Origin of the sequence: Demequina salsinemoris, assembly GCF_000974805.1 — a bacterium.
GTDB lineage: Bacteria > Actinomycetota > Actinomycetes > Actinomycetales > Demequinaceae > Demequina > Demequina salsinemoris.
The window spans coordinates 118,922-139,315 of sequence record NZ_BBQZ01000004.1 but is presented as its reverse complement, the minus strand read 5'-3'; the positions used below and the strand labels follow the sequence as shown (position 1 = coordinate 139,315).

At 71.0% G+C, this 20,394-nt stretch carries 19 protein-coding genes and 1 tRNA gene; 14 read left to right on the top strand and 6 right to left on the bottom strand.

Annotated features, from left to right (window positions below; genetic code table 11):
- The first annotated feature begins 11 nt into the window (after positions 1–11).
- From mfd to AOP78_RS09305, 13 genes are all read left to right on the top strand, one after another.
- Positions 12–3,509, top strand: a complete 3,498-nt coding sequence (gene mfd / locus AOP78_RS09365) for a transcription-repair coupling factor (RefSeq protein ID WP_062203918.1) — start codon at positions 12–14, stop codon at positions 3,507–3,509.
- A gap of 204 nt (positions 3,510–3,713) precedes the next feature.
- Positions 3,714–4,184 (top strand): hypothetical protein, encoded by a 471-nt coding sequence (locus AOP78_RS09360; protein WP_062203569.1) that lies wholly within the window; start codon positions 3,714–3,716, stop codon positions 4,182–4,184.
- Positions 4,185–4,306: 122 nt separating this feature from the next.
- Positions 4,307–4,720, top strand: coding sequence for a type II toxin-antitoxin system prevent-host-death family antitoxin (locus AOP78_RS09355; RefSeq protein ID WP_062203915.1), 414 nt, complete (start codon positions 4,307–4,309; stop codon positions 4,718–4,720).
- Positions 4,717–5,160: a hypothetical protein gene (locus AOP78_RS09350; RefSeq protein WP_062203567.1), complete on the top strand. Its 444-nt coding sequence runs from the start codon at positions 4,717–4,719 to the stop codon at positions 5,158–5,160. Before AOP78_RS09355 ends, AOP78_RS09350 begins: the two co-directional genes overlap by 4 nt.
- A gap of 61 nt (positions 5,161–5,221) precedes the next feature.
- Entirely contained in the window at positions 5,222–5,953 is a 732-nt protein-coding gene (locus AOP78_RS09345; protein WP_062203565.1) for a hypothetical protein, read from the top strand.
- Positions 5,954–5,957: 4 nt separating this feature from the next.
- Positions 5,958–6,614 (top strand): nucleoside triphosphate pyrophosphohydrolase, encoded by a 657-nt coding sequence (locus tag AOP78_RS09340; protein WP_062203563.1) that lies wholly within the window; start codon positions 5,958–5,960, stop codon positions 6,612–6,614.
- Positions 6,615–6,742: 128 nt separating this feature from the next.
- On the top strand, positions 6,743–8,026 hold the full coding sequence (eno, locus tag AOP78_RS09335) for a phosphopyruvate hydratase (RefSeq protein WP_062203561.1): 1,284 nt from the start codon (positions 6,743–6,745) through the stop codon (positions 8,024–8,026).
- 153 nt (positions 8,027–8,179) lie between these two features.
- Positions 8,180–8,719 (top strand): YaeQ family protein, encoded by a 540-nt coding sequence (locus AOP78_RS09330; RefSeq protein WP_062203559.1) that lies wholly within the window; start codon positions 8,180–8,182, stop codon positions 8,717–8,719.
- Between the two features lie 68 nt (positions 8,720–8,787).
- Positions 8,788–9,489 (top strand): FtsB family cell division protein, encoded by a 702-nt coding sequence (locus tag AOP78_RS14760; RefSeq protein ID WP_083979988.1) that lies wholly within the window; start codon positions 8,788–8,790, stop codon positions 9,487–9,489.
- 26 nt (positions 9,490–9,515) lie between these two features.
- Positions 9,516–10,022 (top strand): DUF501 domain-containing protein, encoded by a 507-nt coding sequence (locus tag AOP78_RS09320; protein ID WP_439645031.1) that lies wholly within the window; start codon positions 9,516–9,518, stop codon positions 10,020–10,022.
- A 173-nt stretch (positions 10,023–10,195) separates the two neighbouring features.
- On the top strand, positions 10,196–10,903 hold the full coding sequence (locus AOP78_RS09315; RefSeq protein WP_062203553.1) for a hypothetical protein: 708 nt from the start codon (positions 10,196–10,198) through the stop codon (positions 10,901–10,903).
- A gap of 98 nt (positions 10,904–11,001) precedes the next feature.
- A complete protein-coding gene (locus tag AOP78_RS09310; protein ID WP_062203551.1) occupies positions 11,002–11,958 on the top strand; it encodes a Ppx/GppA phosphatase family protein in 957 nt (318 codons plus the stop codon).
- Between the two features lie 125 nt (positions 11,959–12,083).
- A tRNA-Leu gene (locus AOP78_RS09305) sits at positions 12,084–12,157 on the top strand.
- A 204-nt stretch (positions 12,158–12,361) separates the two neighbouring features.
- Here the strand turns inward: AOP78_RS09305 and ptsP are convergent.
- Genes ptsP through AOP78_RS09280 form a run of 5 tightly spaced genes read right to left on the bottom strand, consistent with a single transcriptional unit; the run spans position 12,362 to position 18,107 of the window.
- Positions 12,362–14,044, bottom strand: a complete 1,683-nt coding sequence (ptsP, locus tag AOP78_RS09300; RefSeq protein ID WP_062203912.1) for a phosphoenolpyruvate--protein phosphotransferase — start codon at positions 14,042–14,044, stop codon at positions 12,362–12,364.
- A 5-nt stretch (positions 14,045–14,049) separates the two neighbouring features.
- The gene (locus tag AOP78_RS09295) at positions 14,050–14,319 is read right to left on the bottom strand and encodes an HPr family phosphocarrier protein (protein WP_062203549.1); all 270 of its coding nucleotides are present in this window, start codon (positions 14,317–14,319) and stop codon (positions 14,050–14,052) included.
- Positions 14,320–14,345: 26 nt separating this feature from the next.
- On the bottom strand, positions 14,346–16,379 hold the full coding sequence (locus AOP78_RS09290; protein ID WP_062203547.1) for a PTS fructose transporter subunit IIABC: 2,034 nt from the start codon (positions 16,377–16,379) through the stop codon (positions 14,346–14,348).
- 22 nt (positions 16,380–16,401) lie between these two features.
- The gene (gene pfkB, locus AOP78_RS09285) at positions 16,402–17,349 is read right to left on the bottom strand and encodes a 1-phosphofructokinase (protein WP_062203545.1); all 948 of its coding nucleotides are present in this window, start codon (positions 17,347–17,349) and stop codon (positions 16,402–16,404) included.
- Positions 17,346–18,107 (bottom strand): DeoR/GlpR family DNA-binding transcription regulator, encoded by a 762-nt coding sequence (locus AOP78_RS09280; RefSeq protein WP_062203542.1) that lies wholly within the window; start codon positions 18,105–18,107, stop codon positions 17,346–17,348. Before AOP78_RS09280 ends, pfkB begins: the two co-directional genes overlap by 4 nt.
- A 315-nt stretch (positions 18,108–18,422) precedes the next feature.
- On the opposite strand from AOP78_RS09280, the gene AOP78_RS09275 reads away from it, so the two are divergent.
- Positions 18,423–19,235, top strand: a complete 813-nt coding sequence (locus AOP78_RS09275; protein WP_062203541.1) for a Bax inhibitor-1/YccA family protein — start codon at positions 18,423–18,425, stop codon at positions 19,233–19,235.
- 395 nt (positions 19,236–19,630) lie between these two features.
- Here the strand turns inward: AOP78_RS09275 and msrA are convergent, their stop codons facing one another.
- Positions 19,631–20,275, bottom strand: coding sequence for a peptide-methionine (S)-S-oxide reductase MsrA (gene msrA / locus AOP78_RS09270; RefSeq protein WP_062203539.1), 645 nt, complete (start codon positions 20,273–20,275; stop codon positions 19,631–19,633).
- Positions 20,276–20,394 lie beyond the last annotated feature (119 nt).

Sequence of the window (20,394 nt, the reverse complement as noted above, 5' to 3'; positions counted from 1 at the left end):
CCGCATCGTCCATGTCTGCGACGTCACAGCCCGTCGCGCCGCTCGCGGCCGCGCTCGCGTCGCTGCCCGCGATCGACCTGTCCGAGGGTGGCCACCTGCTGGGCGCCTCGTCGGCGGCGCCCGCGATCGTCGCGAACGCGGTCCAGCAAGAGGATGCGAACCCGGTCCTCGTGATCACGGCCACCGAGCAGGACGCCGAGGCGCTCGCGGCCGCGGTCGGCGCCTACATCGACTCGCGACGCGTGACGGTCTTCCCGTCGTGGGAGACGCTTCCGCACGAGCGGCTCAGCCCGCGCTCCGACACGGTCGCGCGCCGCCTCGCGGCGCTGCGACGGCTCGTGCACCCCGAGGAGGCGGAGTCCGAGACGGGCCTGCCGCGCCTCGCGGTCGTGGTCGCGCCGCTGCGTGCGGTGCTCCAGCCGCTCGTGCCCGGGCTCGCCGAGCTCGCGCCCGTCCGTGTTCACGTCGGTGACCGCCTCGACCTGACCGAGCTCGTGGAGGCGCTCGCGGGCGCCGCCTACACGCGCGTCGACATGGTCGAGCGACGCGGCGAGTTCGCGGTGCGCGGCGGCATCGTCGACGTGTTCGCGCCCACCGACCCGCACCCCGTGCGCATCGAGTTCTTCGGCGACGAGATCGACTCGCTGCGCTCCTTCTCTGTCGCCGACCAGCGCTCGCTCCAGGACGTGCCGCTGCTGTGGGCGCCGCCGTGCCGTGAGCTGCTGCTGACCGCCGACGTGCGGGCCCGCGCAGCCGCCGCGGTCGACGAGTACCCCGCCGCGGCGGACATGCTCACGCGCATCGCCGACGGCCACGCGGTCGAGGGCATGGAGTCGCTCATCCCCGTGCTGCTCGACCGGCTCGAGCCGCTGTCCGAGGTGCTGCCGCGCGAGACCCGCGTGCTCGCGGTCTCTCCCGAGCGGCTCGCGCGCCGTGCCGAGGACCTCCAGCGGACCGCCCAGGAGTTCCTCGCCGCGGCCTGGGTCTCAGCGAGCGCGGGCGCCGAGGCTCCCGTCGAGGCCAACGCGGTCTTCCTCTCGCTCGCCGAGCTCGAGGAGGTCGTCGAGTCTCGGGGCATCGCCTGGACGACGCTGGGGACGTTCGGCGCGCACGGCGCCGTCGAGACGGGCCTGGCTCCCGCGGAGGAGTTTCGCGGGCGCCTCCGCGAGGGCCTCGCGTGGCTGCGCACCCGCACGGCCGACGGCTGGCGCGTCGTCCTCGCCGCCGCCTCGACCGGCTCGGCCCACCGCATCGCCGAGCAGCTCGGCGACGCGGACGTCCCCGCGCGCGTCATGCCCAGCCTGGACGATGCGCCGGCCGGCATCGTCGCCGTCGTCCCGAACATCACGGGGCGAGGCTACGAGTACTCCGAGAACCGCATCGTCCTGCTGCACGAGTCCGACCTGACCGGCCGCGCCGTCTCGGCCGCCGGACCCAAGGTCAAGGTCGCGAGCCGGCGCCGCGCCCAGGTGGACCCGCTGCAGCTGCGCAAGGGCGACTTCGTGGTCCACGACGCGCACGGCGTCGGCCGCTTCGTCGAGCTCACCAAGCGCAACGTGCGCGGCGTCGAGCGCGAGTACCTCGTGATCGAGTACGCGGCCTCCAAGAAGGGCGGGCCCGGGGACCGGCTGTCCGTCCCGACCGATCAGCTCGACCAGGTGACGAAGTACGTGGGCGGAGAGGCCCCGTCGGTCAACAAGATGGGCGGCGCGGACTGGCAGAAGACCAAGACCAAGGCGCGCAAGGCCGTCAAGGAGATCGCGGCCGAGCTCATCCGGCTCTACAGCGCTCGCATGGCGACGAGCGGGCGCGAGTTCGGGCAGGACACCCCGTGGCAGCGCGAGCTCGAGGAGTCGTTCCCCTTCGTCGAGACGCCCGACCAGCTCACCACCGTGGACGAGATCAAGGCCGACATGGAGCGGTCCGTGCCCATGGACCGCCTGGTCTGCGGCGACGTCGGCTTCGGCAAGACCGAGGTGGCGGTGCGCGCGGCGTTCAAGGCGATCCAGGAGGGTACGCAGGTCGCGCTGCTGTGCCCCACGACGCTGCTCGTGAAGCAGCACCTCGACACGTTCACCGAGCGGTTCGCGCAGTTCCCCGTGAAGGTTGCCGCGCTGTCGCGCTTCCAGACCGACAAGGAGGCCAAGGAGATCCTCGAGGGGCTGTCCGACGGCACGATCGACATGGTGATCGGCACGCACCGCATCATCACCGGGCGGATCCACTTCAAGGACCTGGGGCTGCTCATCATCGACGAGGAGCAGCGCTTCGGCGTGGAGCACAAGGAGACGCTCAAGGCGATGCGCACCAACGTGGACGTCCTCGCGATGTCCGCGACGCCGATCCCGCGCACGCTCGAGATGGCGGTGACCGGCATCCGCGAGATGTCGACGCTCGCCACGCCGCCCGAGGAGCGCCACCCGATCCTCACGTACGTCGGCCCGCACGAGGACGCGCAGATCATCGCGGCGATCAGGCGAGAGCTGCTGCGCGACGGACAGGTCTTCTACATCCACAACTCGGTCAAGACCATCAACTCCGCTGCGCGCAAGCTCGGGGAGCTCGTGCCTGAGGCGCGCATCGCGGTCGCGCATGGGCAGATGAGCGAGAAGCAGCTCGAGCAGGTGATCGTCGACTACTACGACAAGAAGTACGACGTGCTCGTGTGCACGACGATCGTCGAGACCGGCCTGGACATCTCCAACGCCAACACCCTGATCGTGGAGCGTGCCGACGCGTTCGGCCTGTCGCAGCTGCACCAGCTGCGCGGCCGCGTGGGACGCGCCCGCGAGCGGGCCTACGCCTACTTCCTGTACCCGCCGAGCAAGGCGCTCACCGAGACCGCGCACGACCGGCTCCAGACCATCGCCGCGAACACGGACCTTGGCTCGGGCATGGCCGTGGCGCTCAAGGACCTCGAGATCCGCGGCGCGGGCAACCTGCTCGGCGGCGAGCAGTCGGGCCACATCGAGGGCGTCGGCTTCGACCTGTACATCCGCATGGTCGGCGAGGCCGTCGCGGGCTTCCGCGGCGAGGCCGAGGAGAAGGCGCCGATGACGATCGAGCTCCCGATCGACGCGCACATCCCCACCAAGTACATCGAGCACGAGCGGCTGCGCCTCGAGGCGTATCGGAAGATCGCGGACGCCGCCGCTCCCGAGACGCTCGCCGAGATCCAGGAGGAGCTCGACGACCGCTACGGCGAGGTGCCCGAGCCTGTCCAGAACCTGCTGGCCGTCGCGCGGCTGCGGCTCATGCTGCGCGACCACGGCATCACCGACGTGGTGAACCAGGGCAAGTTCGTGCGGTTCTCGCCCGTCGAGCTGCCCGACTCCGCTTCTATGAGGCTCACGCGCCTCTATCCCGGGACCATGATCAAGCCCGCCGTGCGCCAGATCCTGGTGCCGACGCCGATGACGTCGCGCGTGGGTGGCAAGCCCGTCGAGGGGCTGCCGGTGCTCGAGTGGGTGCGCGAGCTCGTCGAGGTGATCCTGCCCGCGAAGGCGTGAGCCTGCCGCCTTCGTGACATGAGGTGTCGCGGCTGGTAGAACTGTGCCAGCCCACGAACGGGTGCCGGCGACGGCGGCTACGGGGCAGCGGACGGCGAGGTGCCGGCTGCGCTGTGTCGAAGGCCGTGGGGTGCGGCCGCGGGGGTGAGGATGCTCGGGCGTATGTGGCGGTTCTTGCGGTCGGAGCGTATGCGGGACGGAGTGGTGGCGCCGCTCGTGGCATTCGCCATCCTGTGCCTGTCGTCTTGGGAGGTGCAGAACCTGCTTGAGCCCTATCCGATCGCCGATACCTGGTGGTTCTTCATCGTGGTGGGGCTTCCTGCCCTGATGATCGCCTTCATTCCTGTCGACATCGTGCTGACGAGGGCCAAGGAGGTGTGGGGTTTCGAAACCTCGCAACCGGCCCGCTCCACCGCTGTCCTCCCGCTCCCACTCGACGGCGGCTACACCGACGGCTGGTGCGTGGCCTTCCTCGCGGCTCCCGGACGCAGGCTCGACGCGCTCGCGTGCCTGTCGGATCGCGGAGTCGAGCCCTCGGCCGCGGTCGACGCGGCCTACGAGACCGCGCGGCCCGTCGTCGCCGCGATCTGCATGGCCGAGAACGATGCCCGAGCGCTCGCGGGCGAACTCGGCGCGGCGGGCGCCATGGTCGCAGTCATCCGCGGCGAGCGGTAAGCGACGCAGGCGACCGTCGTCCCCAGTCTCGATTGACCCTTCCGTCGTCCACACCTACCCTTGATGTACATCATGTACATCTCTCGATGGATGTGTGCTGAGACCAGCGGATGGAGGCGAGCATGACAGCGACGAGCGACTACACGTCGATGGCCGACGCACGCGCCTCGCTCGCGGCGGTTCTCGATGCGGCCGCAGTGGGCGGTGCCGTGACCATCGGACGTCGGGGGCGACCCGCGTCAGCGGTGGTCGATGCCGAGCAGCTGCGCGCGTTCCTCGCGCGATCGGTTCCGTCGCGCGCCCAGGTGCTCGTCGAGGACGACGGCTTCGTCCTGCTCGTCGAGGGCTCGCCCTTCGTCTCCGAGGGCGCGACCCTGGACGATGCGGTGGCCGACATGATCCTGGCGTTGCGCGAGTACGCCGAGGACTGGGTCGACCACCTCCATAGCGCGACCAACCACGAGCAGAGCTGGGGCCTCGTGAACCTTGTGCGGCTCTCCGACGACGCGCAGCTCGCCGACTGGCTCGCCGCGTGAGCCGCGGCCACACGCCACCGGCCCCGACGCGCGAGCACCACGACACCTTCTGCCTTGCCGAGGAATGGGCGCTGGTGCGCGGCGCCGCAGGTCAGCCGGTGCGGCATCACCGCACCTACGAGCTGCCGCTGTGGGATGGGCGCACGCTGCGCACGCGCATCTCGCGGCCGGTGGACTCGACCACGTATCGGCGCTCGATGTGGTCGCACATCCTGCGCGAGCAGCTCGAGGTCACGGCCGACGAGTTCTGGACCTGCGTGCTCGATGGGCTGGCACCGGATCGAGGCGGCCCCGCGGCTCGCGACACGGCCCGCGCCCTCCCGCTGTACCTGGTGCGCGAGCTCGCCTCGCGCGGTGTCACGCCGCCGGAGCTGAAAGCGATGGACGCATCGGCCGCCGCGTCGCGGCTTGCCGAGTTGATCGCAGCGGAGAACACGTGACCCCGGCCGGTGGCGACCGACCCTGTCAGAGCACCTTCTGAGCGTGGTTAGGATGAGCATCATGGTCTCGCAGAAGCGACGTTTCGTCCCCGGCCTCATCGCGGCATCCGCCGCAATCACCCTGGCAGGCTGCGCCGTGCCCGGACAGGGCTCACCAGGAGTCGCCGCGGAGTCCGCCGACGTCACCGTGACGCTCGACCAGGTGCAGGAGTACTGCGACGGGCTGCTCGACGTCGGTATCCAGTGCAACGAGGGGTGGGCCCTCACGCTCGCGCTCGTGCACGACGACGTGGTCGAGAAGTCCGCCGACCTCGACGGCGCCTGGAGCGACGACGAGATCACGACCGACATCGACGCCTGGCTCGAGACCATCAGCTACACCGACGGCGAGGCGACCCCCGAGGCGATCGAGGTGGTCCGCACCGCGAAGGCGATGAGCAACCTCGCGATGAGCGAGGAGGGCGCGACCTTCCTCGGCGACGAGGCGACCTCCCTCGAGAAGGACCTCACCACATCGTCCAGGTTCGGCGACTTCGATGCGGACACCTTCATCGCGTCGATCTCGGCGGCCGCCAGCACCGCGACCGACAACGCGAGCTCGATCGGCGACACGGTCTACGTCGTGTTCGCCGCGGTGACGGGCTTCGCCGACGCGGGCTCCACTCCCGACTGGTTCGGCGACTCGGAGGACGTCGTGGCCTCGGCCGCCGCCTCCGCGAGCGCCTCGGCGAGCGCGGCTGCCAGCGCCTCGGCCGCAGCGAGCGCCTCGGCCGCGGCCACCGCCGGAGAGTAGGCGTATGACGGCGAGCCAGGTCGACCGCCTTCTGGAGGTCATGGATCGTCTCCGCTCCGACGGAGGCTGCCCCTGGGACGCCGAGCAGACTCACGAGTCCCTCGCGCCGTACGCGATCGAGGAGGCGCACGAGCTCGCCGAGGCGATCGAGTCCGGCGACCGTGGCGAGATGCTCGGCGAGCTCGGCGACGTCCTGCTCCAGGTGGTCTTCCACGCGCGCGTCGCTCAGGAGCATCCGGACGAGCCGTTCGGCATCGAGGAGATCGCCAAGGCCTGCGCGGACAAGCTCGTCGAGCGGCATCCGCACGTGTTCGCCGACGTGATCGCCGAGGACGCGGAGACCGTGACCGCCAACTGGCACGCGATCAAGGCACGCACCATGGGTCGCGAGTCGGTGATGGACGGCGTGCCCGCCGCGCTTCCCGCGCTGCAGCGCGCACAGAAGATGCTGAGCCGAGCCGAGCGCGCGGGACTGGACGTGACCGCATCGTCCACGGGCGCATCGTCCGGAGACGGCATCGGCGAGCGACTGCTCGCGCTCGCCGCCGAGGCGAGCGCAGCGGGCGTGGACGCCGAGTCCGCCCTGCGCGAGGCCGTCCGGTCCTTCGAGGCCGCGGCCCGCGAGACAGAACGCGCTGGTGCGCGCAGGATAGGTGAATGACGACGGTGAAGCGTCACCGGACGTTCATCCGTTAGGACCAAGGACCGCGAGAGCGGAGCACGGTCCGTCGCTAGACTCCCAAGAGGACAACCCCACCAGCCGCGAACGCGGCGGAGAGAAGGAGCAACATGGCCACCATTGAGGCCGTAGGCGCCCGCGAGATCCTGGACTCGCGCGGCAACCCCACCGTCGAGGTCGAGGTCGCCCTCGAGGACGGCACGTTCGCGCGCGCCGCCGTGCCCTCGGGCGCATCGACCGGTGCCTTCGAGGCTGTTGAGCGCCGCGACGGCAACAAGGACCGTTACCTGGGCAAGGGCGTCGAGGACGCCGTCGACGCTGTCATCGACATCATCGCCCCGGAGATCGTCGGCCTCGAGGCCACCGACCAGCGTCTGATCGACCAGACGATGCTCGCCCTCGACGGCACCGACAACAAGGGCAAGCTCGGCGCGAACGCCATCCTCGGCGTCTCGCTCGCCGTGGCGAAGGCCGCCGCCGACTCGGCCGACCTGGCCCTGTTCAAGTACGTGGGCGGCCCGAACGCGCACGTCCTGCCCGTCCCGATGATGAACATCCTCAACGGTGGGTCGCACGCCGACTCCAACGTCGACATCCAGGAGTTCATGATCGCCCCCGTCGGTGCCCCCACCTTCCGTGAGGCGCTGCGCATGGGCGCGGAGGTCTACCACTCCCTCAAGTCCGTGCTCAAGGAGCGCGGCCTGGCCACCGGCCTGGGCGACGAGGGCGGCTTCGCCCCGAACCTGGGCTCGAACCGCGAGGCGCTGGACCTGATCCTCGTCGCGATCGAGAAGGCCGGCTACGTGCCCGGTGACGACGTCGCGCTCGCGCTCGACGTTGCCGCCACCGAGTTCTTCAAGGACGGCATGTACCAGTGGGAGGGCGGTCAGAAGACCCCCGCCGAGATGATCGAGTTCTACGAGGGCCTGGTCAACGACTACCCGCTGGTCTCCATCGAGGACCCGCTGTCCGAGGACGAGTGGGACTCGTGGGCCGAGCTCGTTGCCAAGGTCGGCGACAAGACCCAGATCGTCGGCGACGACCTGTTCGTCACCAACCCGGTCCGCCTCAAGAAGGGCATCGACGAGAAGTCGGCGAACGCCCTCCTCGTGAAGCTGAACCAGATCGGCACCCTGTCCGAGACCTCGGACGCCGTGCAGATGGCGCAGCGCGCCGGCTTCTCGGCCATGGTGTCGCACCGCTCGGGTGAGACCGAGGACGTCACCATCGCCGACCTGGCCGTCGCGTACAACGCGGGCCAGATCAAGACCGGTGCCCCCGCCCGTGGCGAGCGCATCAACAAGTACAACCAGCTGCTCCGCATCGAGGAGGAGCTGGACGACGCCGCGGTCTACGCCGGCAAGTCGGCGTTCCCGCGCCGCTACGGTGCGTAAGGCCTACGCCTAGTCGCTGCTGACGGCGGGTGCACCCCTTCGGGGGTGCACCCGCCGTTCGCGTTCCCCGGGGACGATGCGGGCGTCGGGACGATGCGGGGGCCGGGACGATGCGGCAGGCGCCTCGGTTCCCGGCCCGTAGGCTTGTCCGTCATGGCCATCGGCGCGACAGTCCACACGTTTGAGATCGAGCTCGCGGACGTGGACCGCGGCGTCTACGAGTCCCTGTCGCTGCGCGTCGCGCGGCACCCCTCCGAGACCGCGCCGTTCATGATGACCCGCGTCCTCGCGTACTGCCTGGAATACGCCGAGGGCGTCGACTTCGGCCAGGGGATCGCGGGCACCGAGGAGCCCGCGGTCATGGTCAAGGACCTCACGGGACGCATCGTCACGTGGATCGAGATCGGCCAGCCCGAGGCCGAGCGCCTGCACCGCGGCAGCCGCCTCGCCGACCGCACGGCCGTGTACACCCACCGCGATCCGGCGAAGGTGCTCGCCGGCTGGGAGGGCAAGAAGATCTACGGGCGCGAGGACATCGTGCTGACCTCGTTCGACCCGGGCTTCATCGAGGACACCGCCGCGCAGATCGAGCGCCGCAACGCGCTCACCGCGTCGGTGACGGACGGACACCTCTACCTCGAGATCAACGGCACCTCGGCCGACACCGCCCTGCACCGTCACCCGCTCGCGTGAGGTCCGAATCGCACGACTCGCCCCGGTCGTGGCCCGGAGCCGGGCGGACCAGCGGTGACAATAAGCCCATGAGTGCGTCGAACCGTCCTGGCGCGCCCCGGAGCGGGGCACGTGCGGCGTCGGCGCGCTCAGGATCGTCCCGCACTCCGGCCACTCCGCGCGGCTCGTCGGGCAGGACCGCCGCCCCGCGCTCCGGCACCGCGCGCACCGTCAAGGGGCGGCCCGCCGCCTCTGGCAAGCCGCGGCCCGCGGGCTCCAAGGGCGCCTCGGTCTTCTCGCGCAAGGCGACCACCGCATCGTCCACGAGGCCTGGCGGGCCTACTGCGGCGTCGCGCCCCTCGTCGTCCCGCCGGATCGAGGCCAAGGGTCGTCGCGGGTCGTTCGCGTGGATGTTCACGTGGCGCGCGGGCGTCCTGGTGGTGGTGCTCGCGCTCGCGGTCGCGGTGGTCGTGCCGAGCGTGCGCGTGTACCTGGACCAGCAGGCGACCCTCACCGAGCTCGCCGCGCAGCGCGACGACGCCCAGGACGAGGTCGACGAGCTCCAGGCCGACGTCAACCGGTGGGACGACGACGCCTACGTGATCGCGCAGGCGCGCGAGCGCCTGCAGATGGTCTTCCCCGGCGAGACGGCGTACAAGGTCACCGATCCGGAGACCGCGGAGAACCACGCGGACGGCTCGCCCGCCGCGTCGAGGCTTCCGGAGAACTCGACCGAGGTGGCCTGGTACGACCAGATCTGGGAGTCGGTCGAGGAGGCCGGGTCGGAGTAGTCCGCATCGCACGTAGAATTGTGCGGGTGAGAACCGAGGTCGACGAGCGAGATGTAGCCGTGCTGCGAGCCCAGCTGGGTCGTGAGCCACGCGGTCTCGCGGGCATCGCCGCGCGTTGCGTGTGCGGCAACCCGACCGTGGTCAAGACGCGTCCTCGCCTCGACGACGGGACCCCGTTCCCCACGCTGTACTACCTGACTCATCCCGACGCCGTCAGCGCCGTCTCCACCCTCGAGGCGGTCGGCACGATGCGGACGATGCAGGAGCGGCTCGGGGAGGACCCCGAGCTCGCGGACGCCTACAGGGCGGCCCACGAGCGGTATCTCGCGGACCGTGCCGAGCTCGGCGAGGTCCCCGAGATCGCGGGGATCTCCGCGGGCGGCATGCCGGATCGCGTGAAGTGCCTGCACGTGCTCGTGGGGCACGCGCTCGCGGACGGTCCGGGTGTCAATCCCTTCGGGGACGAGGCGCTGGCTCTCATCGCGGACTCGTGGCGGCCCGACCGCTGCGCGTGCGCGCCCCTGGAAGAGTGAACCGGTTGATTCGGACAAACGTCCAACGGTCTCGTTCTGGGACTTCCGCGAGCGCTTGGTGAGCGTTAACGTAGTCAACCGAACGGCTCTTCCCCTGCGACGTCCCCCCTCGTTGCAGGTGTTCCATTCGTCCGGCGTCGGCGGCGCCGAGTAGATGTAAGAAAGATGGTGCGATGGCCTCGTCACGTGCGACGGTCCTTCATCACGGCGGCAGCATGCGCCCCGTGGCGATGCTCGCCGGTGTGGTGCTGTTCCTGCTGGTGTCCTCCCTGCCCGCCTACGGGCTGTTCCGGGTGTTCGCGTACGGCGACGACCTCCGTGCGCCCGAGATGCTGCTCATCGGGGCCTGCCTCGCCGGGCTCGTCGCCGCGGTGTGGGTCGGCGCGACCGTCTCGCGCCGCTTCGACGGACCGACGCATGGCCCGGTGGAGCTCGACCGCCTCCCCGAGGTGCTGGTCCTGTCGCTCACGCCGTCCTCGACGTCCCGCGCGCGTCTCGTGAGCGCCACGTGGCGCCTCGAGGTGCCTGCCGGCGGCCTGCTCGAGCTCGACGCCGACTCGCGCACGCAGGGGGACTACCCCGTGCGCCACCACCGCTGGCACTGCAACGGCGAGGTGATGGAGTTCTCCATGCCCCTCGACTCGTCGACCATGTCGCTCGAGCCGCTCGTCGAGGCGTGCGCCAAGCTCGACATCCGCCTCACGATCGCCGGCGACTGGATCGCGTGCGTCGCCCCCGACGAGCGCGAGACCGCGCAGGATGGCGCGCAGGCCGCTCTGGCCCCGGCGACGACGGACCGCGCGGACGCGGAGGCCGACGTGACTCGCGAGCCGCAGCCCACCCCCGGTGGCGGCGAGCCCCTCTGGCCGCAGGACCGCTGATCCTGCTGGGCCGCCGCGCCCACTGAACCACCCGGACCGCTGGGCCGTCGTCCCCGCCCGCGCACCGCATCGTCCCTGTCCCCGGCTACCCTGAGGGCATGACTCGCGTCGCCGCCATCGACTGTGGAACCAACTCCATCCGACTGCTGATCGCAGACGTCGACACCGCCTCGGGAACGCTCACCGACCTGTCGCGCACCATGACCGTGGTGCGGCTCGGGCAGGGCGTTGACCGCACGGGCGAGTTCGCCGCCGAGGCGCTTGAGCGCACCTTCGCCGCGACCGACGAGATCGCCGCGAAGTGCCGCGAGGCGGGAGTCGAGGCGATCCGCTTCGTCGCCACGTCGGCCACGCGCGACGCCCGCAACCGCGACGTCTTCCTCGAGGGCGTGCGCGAGCGCCTGGGCGTCACCCCCGAGGTCATCTCGGGCGACGAGGAGGCGCGGCTCAGCTTCCGCGGCGCCACCTCCGTGCTGGACGCGAGCCACGACGCCCCCTACCTGGTCGTCGACCTGGGCGGCGGCTCGACCGAGGTGGTCCTCGGCTCGGACACCCCCTCGGCGGCGCACTCGATGGACGTGGGCTGCGTGCGCATGACCGAGCGCCACCTGGTGAGCGACCCTCCCGAGTCCGACGAGATCGCCGCCGCCACCGCGGACATCCACGACGCGATCGACAAGGCCTTCGAGGGAGTGCCGATCGGGCAGACCCGCACGCTCGTCGGGCTCGCGGGCTCCATCACGACCATCACCGCGCACGCGCTTGGGCTTCACGAGTACTCCCGGGAGAGGATCAACGGCGCTGTCATCCCGATCGACGCCGCGATCAAGGCGTGCGATGAGCTCCTGCACGCCTCCCACGACTCGCGCGCGGCGCTCGGCTTCATGCACCCCGGCCGCGTCGACGTCATCGGCGCCGGCGCGCTCGTGTGGCGGACCCTCATGGGACGGGTGCGCACCGCGGTGCAGGAGAACGGGGGAGAGCTGCCGCACGTCGTGACGAGCGAGCACGACATCCTCGACGGCATCGCGTTCTCGGCGGCCGAGCGCTTATAGCGGGGCTCGCCGAGGCTCCGGATCGGCGATCCTGACCCCAGAGGCGGCGCGTGCCGCCCCGGGACGGCGATCCTGACCCCTGGTCGGGACGAGGCCGGACCCAGCATCGTCCGTCTCCCACCCCAGCCCCCGTAGCCCAACTGGCAGAGGCAGCCGACTTAAAATCGGCTCAGTGCGGGTTCGAATCCCGCCGGGGGCACTTTCCCGGCCCGATGCTCGCCGGTGGGAACTGAGTGCAGGATCCGCGCGATCCCTTGCACCGAGCTCCCACCAGGACGCGCCGGACGGGCGTGGCGGCGTCGCGAGGACGCACGCGACCCAGGTAGCGACAGGACGATGCCCCCGTCCCCGACAGCGGGAACGAGGGCATCGGGGCCGGGGAGATCGGCCCTGTCAGGGGCGGCTACAGGATCTCCGTGAGCGCGTCCTTCGCGGCCGCGCGCACGGCCTCGTGGGCGTCCTGAGCGGTTCGCGCGGATCGAGCGATGCGCGCGAGCTCACGACACTCCTCCAGGGTGTGCAGCGACAGCGCGAGCCTCACGGCGGGCACCTTGGACGGCGCCATCGAAAGCGACGCGACGCCGAGGCCGACGAGCACGAGCGCGAGCAGCGGATCGCCCGCGGACTCGCCGCAGACGCCCACCGGGACGTCGTGGACCGCGCCGCCGGCGCATGCCGCCGCGACCACGTCGATCACCGCGGGCTGCCACGGGTCGAGCAGCTCGGACAGCTCGCCGGCCATGCGGTCGGTCGCCATCGTGTACTGCGCGAGATCGTTCGTGCCGATCGACGCGAAGTCGACGTTCTCGAGGACGTGCTCGGAGCGCAGCGCCGCCGCCGGCACCTCGATCATCACGCCGGCCTTCTTGAGCCCCGCGGCGCGGACGCGCGAGGCGAACCACTCCGCCTCGTCGACCGTGGCGACCATCGGGGCCATGACGCGAGCGTCGGCACCCGTGGCGTTCGCGGCGGCCGCGAGCGCCTTGAGCTGGGTGTCGAGCAGGTCGGGCAGCGCCTGGGAGAGCCTCAGCCCACGGCGGCCGAGCGCGGGGTTCTCCTCCTCGCCGAGGTCGGCGAAGGCGAGCGGCTTGTCGGCGCCTGCGTCGAGCGTGCGGACCACGACGCGTCGTCCCTCGAAGGGGGCGAACACCTTGGTGTAGATGTCCGTCTGCTCCTCGAGCGTCGGCGCGACGGTGGCCGACAGGAACACGAACTCGGTGCGGAACAGCCCGACGCCCTCGAGGTCCTGCGGGCCGGCCTCCTCGGCGTCGGCGACGCCGCCGATGTTGGCGAGCAGCGGGACCGCGTGGCCGTCGGCGGTGAGGCCGGGGCCTGTGGACGTGGCGAGCGCGGCCGCGCGCTTCTCGCGGCGCACGCGCTGGGCCTCGAGCAGCGCGGGATCGGGGTCGATCGCGACCTCGCCCGCGTCGCCGTCCACGGCGACGAACGTGCCGGGCTCGATCGACGTCGCGTCGGGCACCTGGACGACGGCGGGGATGCCGCGCTGGGCCGCCAGGATGGCCGTGTGGCTCGTGCGGCCGCCCGCCTGGGTCACGATCGCGATCGCGAGCTCGCGGTCCAGGGTCGCGGTGTCCGCCGGCGCGAGGTCGAGCGCCACGATGACGCTCGGCTCGGTCAGCGGCGGCACGCCCGGCGCGGGCAGCCCGAGGGCCGCGGCGACGGCACGGGCGCCCACGTCGCGCAGGTCCGCGACGCGCTCGGCGAAGTAGCCGCCGAGGGCCTCGAACTGCGCGGCGTAGGCCTCGACAGCGTTCTTGATGGCGGTCGCCGGCCCGTCGCCCGCCTTGAGGCGGTCCGTGGCCGCGCCGTGCAGGCCGACGTCGCGGGCCATCATCGCGTTCGCCGTGAGGATCGGCGCGGCGTGCTCGTCGGCGCCGGCGGCGCGGGTGTCGAGCTCGACCGCGACCGCCTCGAAGGACTCGAGGACGTGCTGGATCGCCGCGTCGACGTCCGCGGGCGCGGGCTCGTCCTTCGGCGGCGCGGCCGGCGGTGCGACCTGCACTACCGGCCCGGCGGCGCTGCCGCCGCTGACGCCGATGCCCGTTCGGGTCTCATGCACGAGCATCGCGGTCACTCCGCGTCCAGGTCGCGCTTGAGGAGCTCGACGAGGCCATCGAGCACCGCGTCGGCGTTGTCGCCGTCCGCGTTGAGCTCGACCTCGTCGGAGTTCTTGGCGCCGAGCGCCATGACGCCGAGGATGCTGCGGGCGTCCATGGGGGCGCCGCCTGCCTTGGCGATGGTCACGGCGAGGCCGGACTCCTGGACTGCCGCCACGAAGATCTGGGCGGGCCGGGCGTGGAGCCCGACGGAGGAGCCGATCGCCACGGTACGTGTAGGCATGATGCTGTCCTTTCGGGGGTGGTGTTCTAGACGGTGGCCACCGCGTCGACCTCGGCGAGGCTGCGGTCGCGGGACTTGAGGAGGACCACGAGCAGCGCCGTGACGACGACACCCGCGGCGAGCGCGAGGAGGAACCACAGGAAGTTGCCGATGAGCGGCAGCACCCAGATGCCTCCGTGCGGGGCGCGGAGCGTGGCGCCGAAGACCATCACCAGGCCGCCGGTCAGGGCGGAGCCGACGACGGACGACGCCATGACGCGGATCGGGTCGGCGGCCGCGAACGGGATCGCGCCCTCCGAGATGAACGAGGCGCCGAGCAGCCAGGCCGCCTTGCCGTTCTCACGCTCGGGCTCGGAGAAGAGCTTCGGGCGGATGACGGTGGCGAGGGCCATCGCGAGCGGGGCGACCATGCCCGCGGCCATCACGGCCGCCATGATCTTGAGCTGCGGGGCGTCGGCCGCGGTGCCCGCGGCGGACAGGCCCGCCGTGGCGAAGAAGTACGCGACCTTGTTCACGGGGCCGCCGAGGTCGAAGCCCATCATCGCGCCGAGCACGAGGCCGAGCACGAATGCGGATCCGCCCGACAGGGTCGTGAGCCAGTTGTTGAGGCCGTCGGTCAGGGATGCGATCGGGTTGCCGAGCAGCGTGATGAACAGGCCCGCGGTGATCAGCGTCGACAGCAGCGGGATCACGACGACGGGCATGACGCCACGGACGCCCGCGTGCACCTTCCACGACGCGATCCACTTCGCGATGAAGCCGCCGAGCAGACCGGTCACGATGCCGCCGAGGAAGCCGGCGCCCATCGTCGAGGCGATCGCGCCGCCGACGATGCCGGGCACCAGGCCGGGTCGGTCGGCGATCGCGAAGGCGATGAAGCCCGACAGGATCGGCACGAGGAACCCGAACGCGGCGCCTCCGATGACGAAGAAGAGAGCGGCCCACGAGGTGAGGGACAGCACGTCGAAGTTCTGGGCGATGTTGTAGTCGCCGTCGGCGGTGAGGCTGTAGTTCGTGATCTCGATCGGGCCGTTGTCGCCCAGCGAGATCTGGGACAGCATGAACGCGATCGCGATGAGGATTCCGCCCGCGGCGACGAACGGGATCATGTAACTCACGCCGGTCATCAGCCACTGGCGCAGCTTGACGCCCCAGTGGGCGTCGTCCTCGACCTTGGAGGTCAGGCCGCCGGACGATGCGCCGGTGGCGGACGCAGCGGCCGCGGCCTTGCTCGGGTCGGCGGCCCAGTCGGCGGCCATCGCGACGGCCTGCTCGACGAGCAGCGGCCCGTCGGAGATCGCCTTCTTCACGCCGACGTCCACCGTGGGCTTGCCCGCGAAGCGCTCGCGGCCCTTGACCTCCACGTCGTGCGCGAAGATCACGGCGTCCGCGGACGCGATGACGTCGGCGGGGATCGTCTTGGAGCCGACAGAGCCCTGAGTCTCGACCGTGATGGTGTGACCCGCCTCGGCGGCCGCGCGCTCGAGCGCCTCGGCGGCCATGTAGGTGTGCGCGATGCCGGTGGGGCACGACGTCACGCCGACCAGGGTGAGGCCCTTGGCCGCCTCGGGCGCAGGCTCGGCGGCGGCCTCGGGGGCGGAGTCGGCGGCCGGGACGACGTCGCCGATCTCCGCCTCCACGAGCGCGACGACCTCAGCCTCGGTCGTCGCGGCCGCGAGGCCCTCCGTGAACTCGCTCTTCATGAGCGCGCGAGCGAGCGCGGGCAGCACCTGCATGTGCGCGTCGGAGCCGCCCTCGGGCGCCGCGATGAGGAACACGAGCTTCGCGGGTCCGTCCGGTGCACCCCAGTCGAGGCCGTCGACGCGTCCGAACGCGAGCGACGGCTCGGCGATGCCGGCCGAGCGCGCGTGGGGGATCGCGATGCCGCCGGGAAGCCCGGTCGGCATCGTCTCCTCGCGCTTCGTGACGTCGGCGAGGAAGACGTCGATATCGGTGCAGCGGCCTGCATCCGCGAGCGTCTGGGCGAGCGCGCGCGTCGCTGCGGCGCGGTCCGGTGCCTCGAGGTCGAGCAGGACCTGATCGACGGTGATCAGAGACATGATGGCTCCCTTCAGGGGGTCGTCAAGCGCTCAGCACCATGCTGAGCGGGATTTCTGTGGAGAGGACGGGGGTGATGCGCCGGACGTCGTCCGGGGTGGGGACCGAGGTGCCGGGAAGGGCCACCGCGGCGGAGCCCCAGGCGACGGCACCGATGAGCGCCTCGGCGCCGGACAGTCCGGAGGCGAGGCCATGGAGGAGGCCGGCGAGCATGCAGTCGCCGGCTCCTACAGTCGAGAGAGGGGTGGTGACGGTCGCGCTCGCGTGCGCCACCTCGTCGTCCGTGACCAGGAGCGCACCATCGCCTCCCAGGCTCACGGCGACCGTCGCGATCCCCTCGGATACGAGGTCCTTCGCGGCGTCGCGGACGTCGCGAAGGGTGGGCAGCGGGTGCCCGACTAGCTCGGCGAGCTCCTCGTGGTTGGGCTTGATGAGATCAGGCGTGGTCGCGACCGCGGCCACGAACGGGGCGCCGGACGAGTCGACGACGAAACGCACGCCGCGCGCCTTCGCGCCCTCGCGGAGCCGCGCGTACACGTCGGTGCCGACGCCAGGGGGGAGGCTGCCGCACACGGCGAGCCACGCGGCGCCGGCGGCGGCCTCGAGCGTCTCGGACACCATCGCGTCGGTCTCCGCGGGGCTGAGGACCGGGCCGGGCTCGTTGAGCTTGGTCGTGGTCCCGTCGGGCTCGAGGACGGACACGTTCATGCGGATCGCGCCGGAGATCGGAACGGGACGATGCGTCACGCCGGTCTCGCCGAGCAGGTCGGCGAGCAGGTGGCCCTGGTGTCCTCCCACGGGGACGACGGCGATCGTGTCGGCGCCGTTGGCCGCGAGGGCGCGGGAGACGTTGACGCCCTTGCCGCCCGCGTCGAGGCGGGCGTCGGAGGCGCGCAGCACGTCGCCGCGCTCGAGGGAGCCGATCACGAGCGCGTGGTCCACGCTCGGATTCGGGGTGAGGGTCACGATCATGCGGTCACCACCTGGGGTCCGGCGGCGCGCAGCTCGGCAGCCACCTCGTCGGGAAGGGCGTCGTCGGTCACGATGAGGTCCACCTCGTCGAGCGACGCGAAGCGGTGGAGATGGTCGTCGCCCGCCTTCGAGGAGTCCGTCGCGACGATCACGCGGCGCGCGGCCTCGACCATGCCCCGCTTGGCCTTCGCCTCCACCTGGTCGGGCGTGGTGAGCCCGCGCGCGACCGACAGTCCGTTGGTGCCGAGCACGGCGACATCGACGACGAGCCCACCGAGCGCGTCGGTGGTCCAGGGGCCGACGGCGGCGCCGGTGACCCCGCGGACGCGGCCGCCGGTGATGAGGAGCGTGATGCGAGGCATCGTCGACAGGAGCGCGGCGGCGGGGATCGAGTTCGTGATGATGGTGAAGTCGGCGTCGGGCGGCAGGAGCGAGACGAGGATCTGCGTCGTGGAGCCGGCGTCGAGGAGGATCGTGCCGCCAGGAGGCAGCTCCTCCAGCACGCGGGCCGCGACGCGTCGCTTGACCTCGGCGTTGCGCGCGGTGCGGGTCGCGAGGGAGGGCTCGAGCTCGAGGCGCTCGACGGGGATCGCGCCGCCGTGGACGCGGCGCACTGCGCCGCGGGTCTCGAGGGCGGTGAGGTCTCGGCGGACGGTCTCGGACGTCACCCCGAGGAGCTCGGAGAGCGCGGAGACCTCGACCCTGCCTTCCCGGCGGGCCTCGGCGAGGATGCGCTGCTGGCGCTCCGCTGCGTACATGGACGTCGTCGTCCTCTCCTGCAGGTGATCTGGGCTGATGCCTGTGAATCGCAGTTCGAGAACTGCTCTGACGTGATCATGGAAACATGAAAACGGGCACAAAGCAAGAGAAACAAAGATTTGATTGTGTGGCTTTCGCGAAGGATCGTGTGGGATTCGGGCCGGTGCGTGTCGGCGCGCGGGGGCGGTGAGGGGCCCGCCGCCGAGCCCGTGCGGAGCGGACCGCCCGGGCGAATCGTTCTCACGGACGAGTGCATCAGGGGCGATCCGCCGCCTAGACTCGTGCTGCACACCGACTGAGCCAGGAGGTTCCCCGTGGCCAATCCCTTCTTCACCCAGTCCAAGGACTTCACGCCCGAGGCGCTCCAGCGCCAGGGCGCCGCCGAGGCAGAGCAGCTTCAGGCGACCTTCGACCTGCCCGCCGCGCAGCCCGCCGCGATCGGCCGGATGTCGTACGAGGGCACCATCACCAAGACCTTCGGGTCGCTGATCGTCCTGGGTCTCGCCGCCGCCGCGACGTACCTCGCGCCGATCGAGACGATGTACCTGCCCATGATGGGCGCCGCGATCGGTGGCTTCGTGGTCGCGATGATCGCGGCCTTCAAGTCCAAGGGCTCCGCGCCGCTGACGCTGATCTACGCGGTGCTCGAGGGTGCCTTCCTCGGTGCGTTCACCCACTTCATCGAGGTCTATTTCAACGTCCCCGGTGCAGGCCTGCAGGCGCTCCTCGCGACGGGCATCACGCTCGGCGTGACGCTCGCGCTGTACCGCTCGGGCAAGGTGCGCTACACGCCCAAGTTCCAGAAGATCATGATGATCGGAATGGTCTCGTACCTGGTGTTCTCGCTCGTGAACCTCGGGTACATGATCTTCGGCTCGTCAGGTGGCGCGTGGGGCATGCGCAGCGATGTCGAGATCCTCGGTCTCCCGCTCGGCGTCATCATCGGCGCCGTCGCGGTGCTGCTCGCCTGCATGTCGCTCATCGCGGACTTCGACTTCATCGAGCGCGGCGTCAAGGCCGGCGCCCCGACTCACATGGAGTGGAAGGGGGCGTTCGGCCTCCTCGTCACCCTCGTGTGGCTGTACACCGAGATCCTGCGCATCATCGCGATCTTCAACCAGCGCTGACGCCACCGCCGGCTCGACCGGCGAGCGTCCACTGACGACGACGGGCCCGCGGCATCTGCCGCGGGCCCGTCGTCGTAGTCAGCCTCAGCATCGTCCCTGGCCGCCGCATCGTCCCTGTAGGCGTGGACCCGGCCGCCGCATCGTCTGCGTCCCGATCCACGCGCTCCGCACGGATTCCCACGCGGCGCGCCAGCGTGTCGGCCTCCTCAGCAGCGTGTAGCCGGGGTGTCGGGTTCGGATCCGTGCGCAGTGCATGCCAAGCCGACAGTTCGAACCAATCAGCAACTCGACACCCCGGTGAGTATCGGGCCTAGGCACGAATCGACGGCGTGTCGATCTGAGATTGGTTCAAACTGTCAGCGGGAGGACGGGAACGGGACGATGCTGGGGTCGCCTCAGGCGAAGGAGACCTGGCAGAACCCGTGGTTGCAGTAGCCGCCGGGGTTCTTGTGCAGGTAGCCCTGGTGGTAGTCCTCGGCGTAGTAGAAGACGCCGTCGCCGGCCTCGGCCGCCATCCCGATCTGCGTCGAGATCGGGCCGTAGCCCTGCTCGGTCAGGCGCGCCTGGTAGCGGTCCCGCGAGGCGAGGGCGGCCTCGAGCTGTTCCGGCTCGGTCGCGAGGATCGCGGACCGGTACTGCGTGCCGATGTCGCCGCCCTGACGGTTCGGGGTCGTGGGGTCGTGGTTCTCCCAGAACGCGGCGAGCAGCGTGTCGAGCGACACGGCAGCGGGGTCGTAGACCACCTGCACGGCCTCGAAGTGGCCGGTCTTCGCGGTACAGGTCTCCTCGTAGGTCGGGTTCCTAGTCCAGCCGCCCATGTAGCCGACCGCGGTCGCGTGGACGCCGTCGAGCTGCCAGAAGATCCGCTCCGAGCCCCAGAAGCAGCCCATGCCCACGTAGAGGACCTTCATCCCCTCGGGCCAGGGCCCCTTGAGCGCAGTGCCGAGCACGACGTGCGTCGGCGCGACCTCCAGCTCCGTGTCGCGACCGGGCAGCGCCTGGTCCGCGGTGATCATCGTGGTCTTGTCGAGTCCGAACATGATGCTCCTTCCCACCGGCACAACAATGCCCGGGGGGTGTCTGTTCCGTGGATGTGCCTGATCCCAGGAGATGACTGTTCCCTGGGGTGTGCGCGCCGCCGTGACCGTGTCGGACCGCG

Coding starts and splice junctions, on each gene's coding strand:
- mfd (WP_062203918.1), top strand. CDS start 12: ATGTCTGCGACGTCACAGCCCGTCGCGCCGCTCGCGGCCGCGCTCGCG.
- AOP78_RS09355 (WP_062203915.1), top strand. CDS start 4,307: ATGACAGCGACGAGCGACTACACGTCGATGGCCGACGCACGCGCCTCG.
- AOP78_RS09345 (WP_062203565.1), top strand. CDS start 5,222: ATGGTCTCGCAGAAGCGACGTTTCGTCCCCGGCCTCATCGCGGCATCC.
- AOP78_RS09340 (WP_062203563.1), top strand. CDS start 5,958: ATGACGGCGAGCCAGGTCGACCGCCTTCTGGAGGTCATGGATCGTCTC.
- eno (WP_062203561.1), top strand. CDS start 6,743: ATGGCCACCATTGAGGCCGTAGGCGCCCGCGAGATCCTGGACTCGCGC.
- AOP78_RS09330 (WP_062203559.1), top strand. CDS start 8,180: ATGGCCATCGGCGCGACAGTCCACACGTTTGAGATCGAGCTCGCGGAC.
- AOP78_RS14760 (WP_083979988.1), top strand. CDS start 8,788: ATGAGTGCGTCGAACCGTCCTGGCGCGCCCCGGAGCGGGGCACGTGCG.
- AOP78_RS09315 (WP_062203553.1), top strand. CDS start 10,196: ATGGCCTCGTCACGTGCGACGGTCCTTCATCACGGCGGCAGCATGCGC.
- AOP78_RS09310 (WP_062203551.1), top strand. CDS start 11,002: ATGACTCGCGTCGCCGCCATCGACTGTGGAACCAACTCCATCCGACTG.
- ptsP (WP_062203912.1), bottom strand. CDS start 14,044: ATGCTCGTGCATGAGACCCGAACGGGCATCGGCGTCAGCGGCGGCAGC.
- AOP78_RS09295 (WP_062203549.1), bottom strand. CDS start 14,319: ATGCCTACACGTACCGTGGCGATCGGCTCCTCCGTCGGGCTCCACGCC.
- AOP78_RS09290 (WP_062203547.1), bottom strand. CDS start 16,379: ATGTCTCTGATCACCGTCGATCAGGTCCTGCTCGACCTCGAGGCACCG.
- pfkB (WP_062203545.1), bottom strand. CDS start 17,349: ATGATCGTGACCCTCACCCCGAATCCGAGCGTGGACCACGCGCTCGTG.
- AOP78_RS09280 (WP_062203542.1), bottom strand. CDS start 18,107: ATGTACGCAGCGGAGCGCCAGCAGCGCATCCTCGCCGAGGCCCGCCGG.
- msrA (WP_062203539.1), bottom strand. CDS start 20,275: ATGTTCGGACTCGACAAGACCACGATGATCACCGCGGACCAGGCGCTG.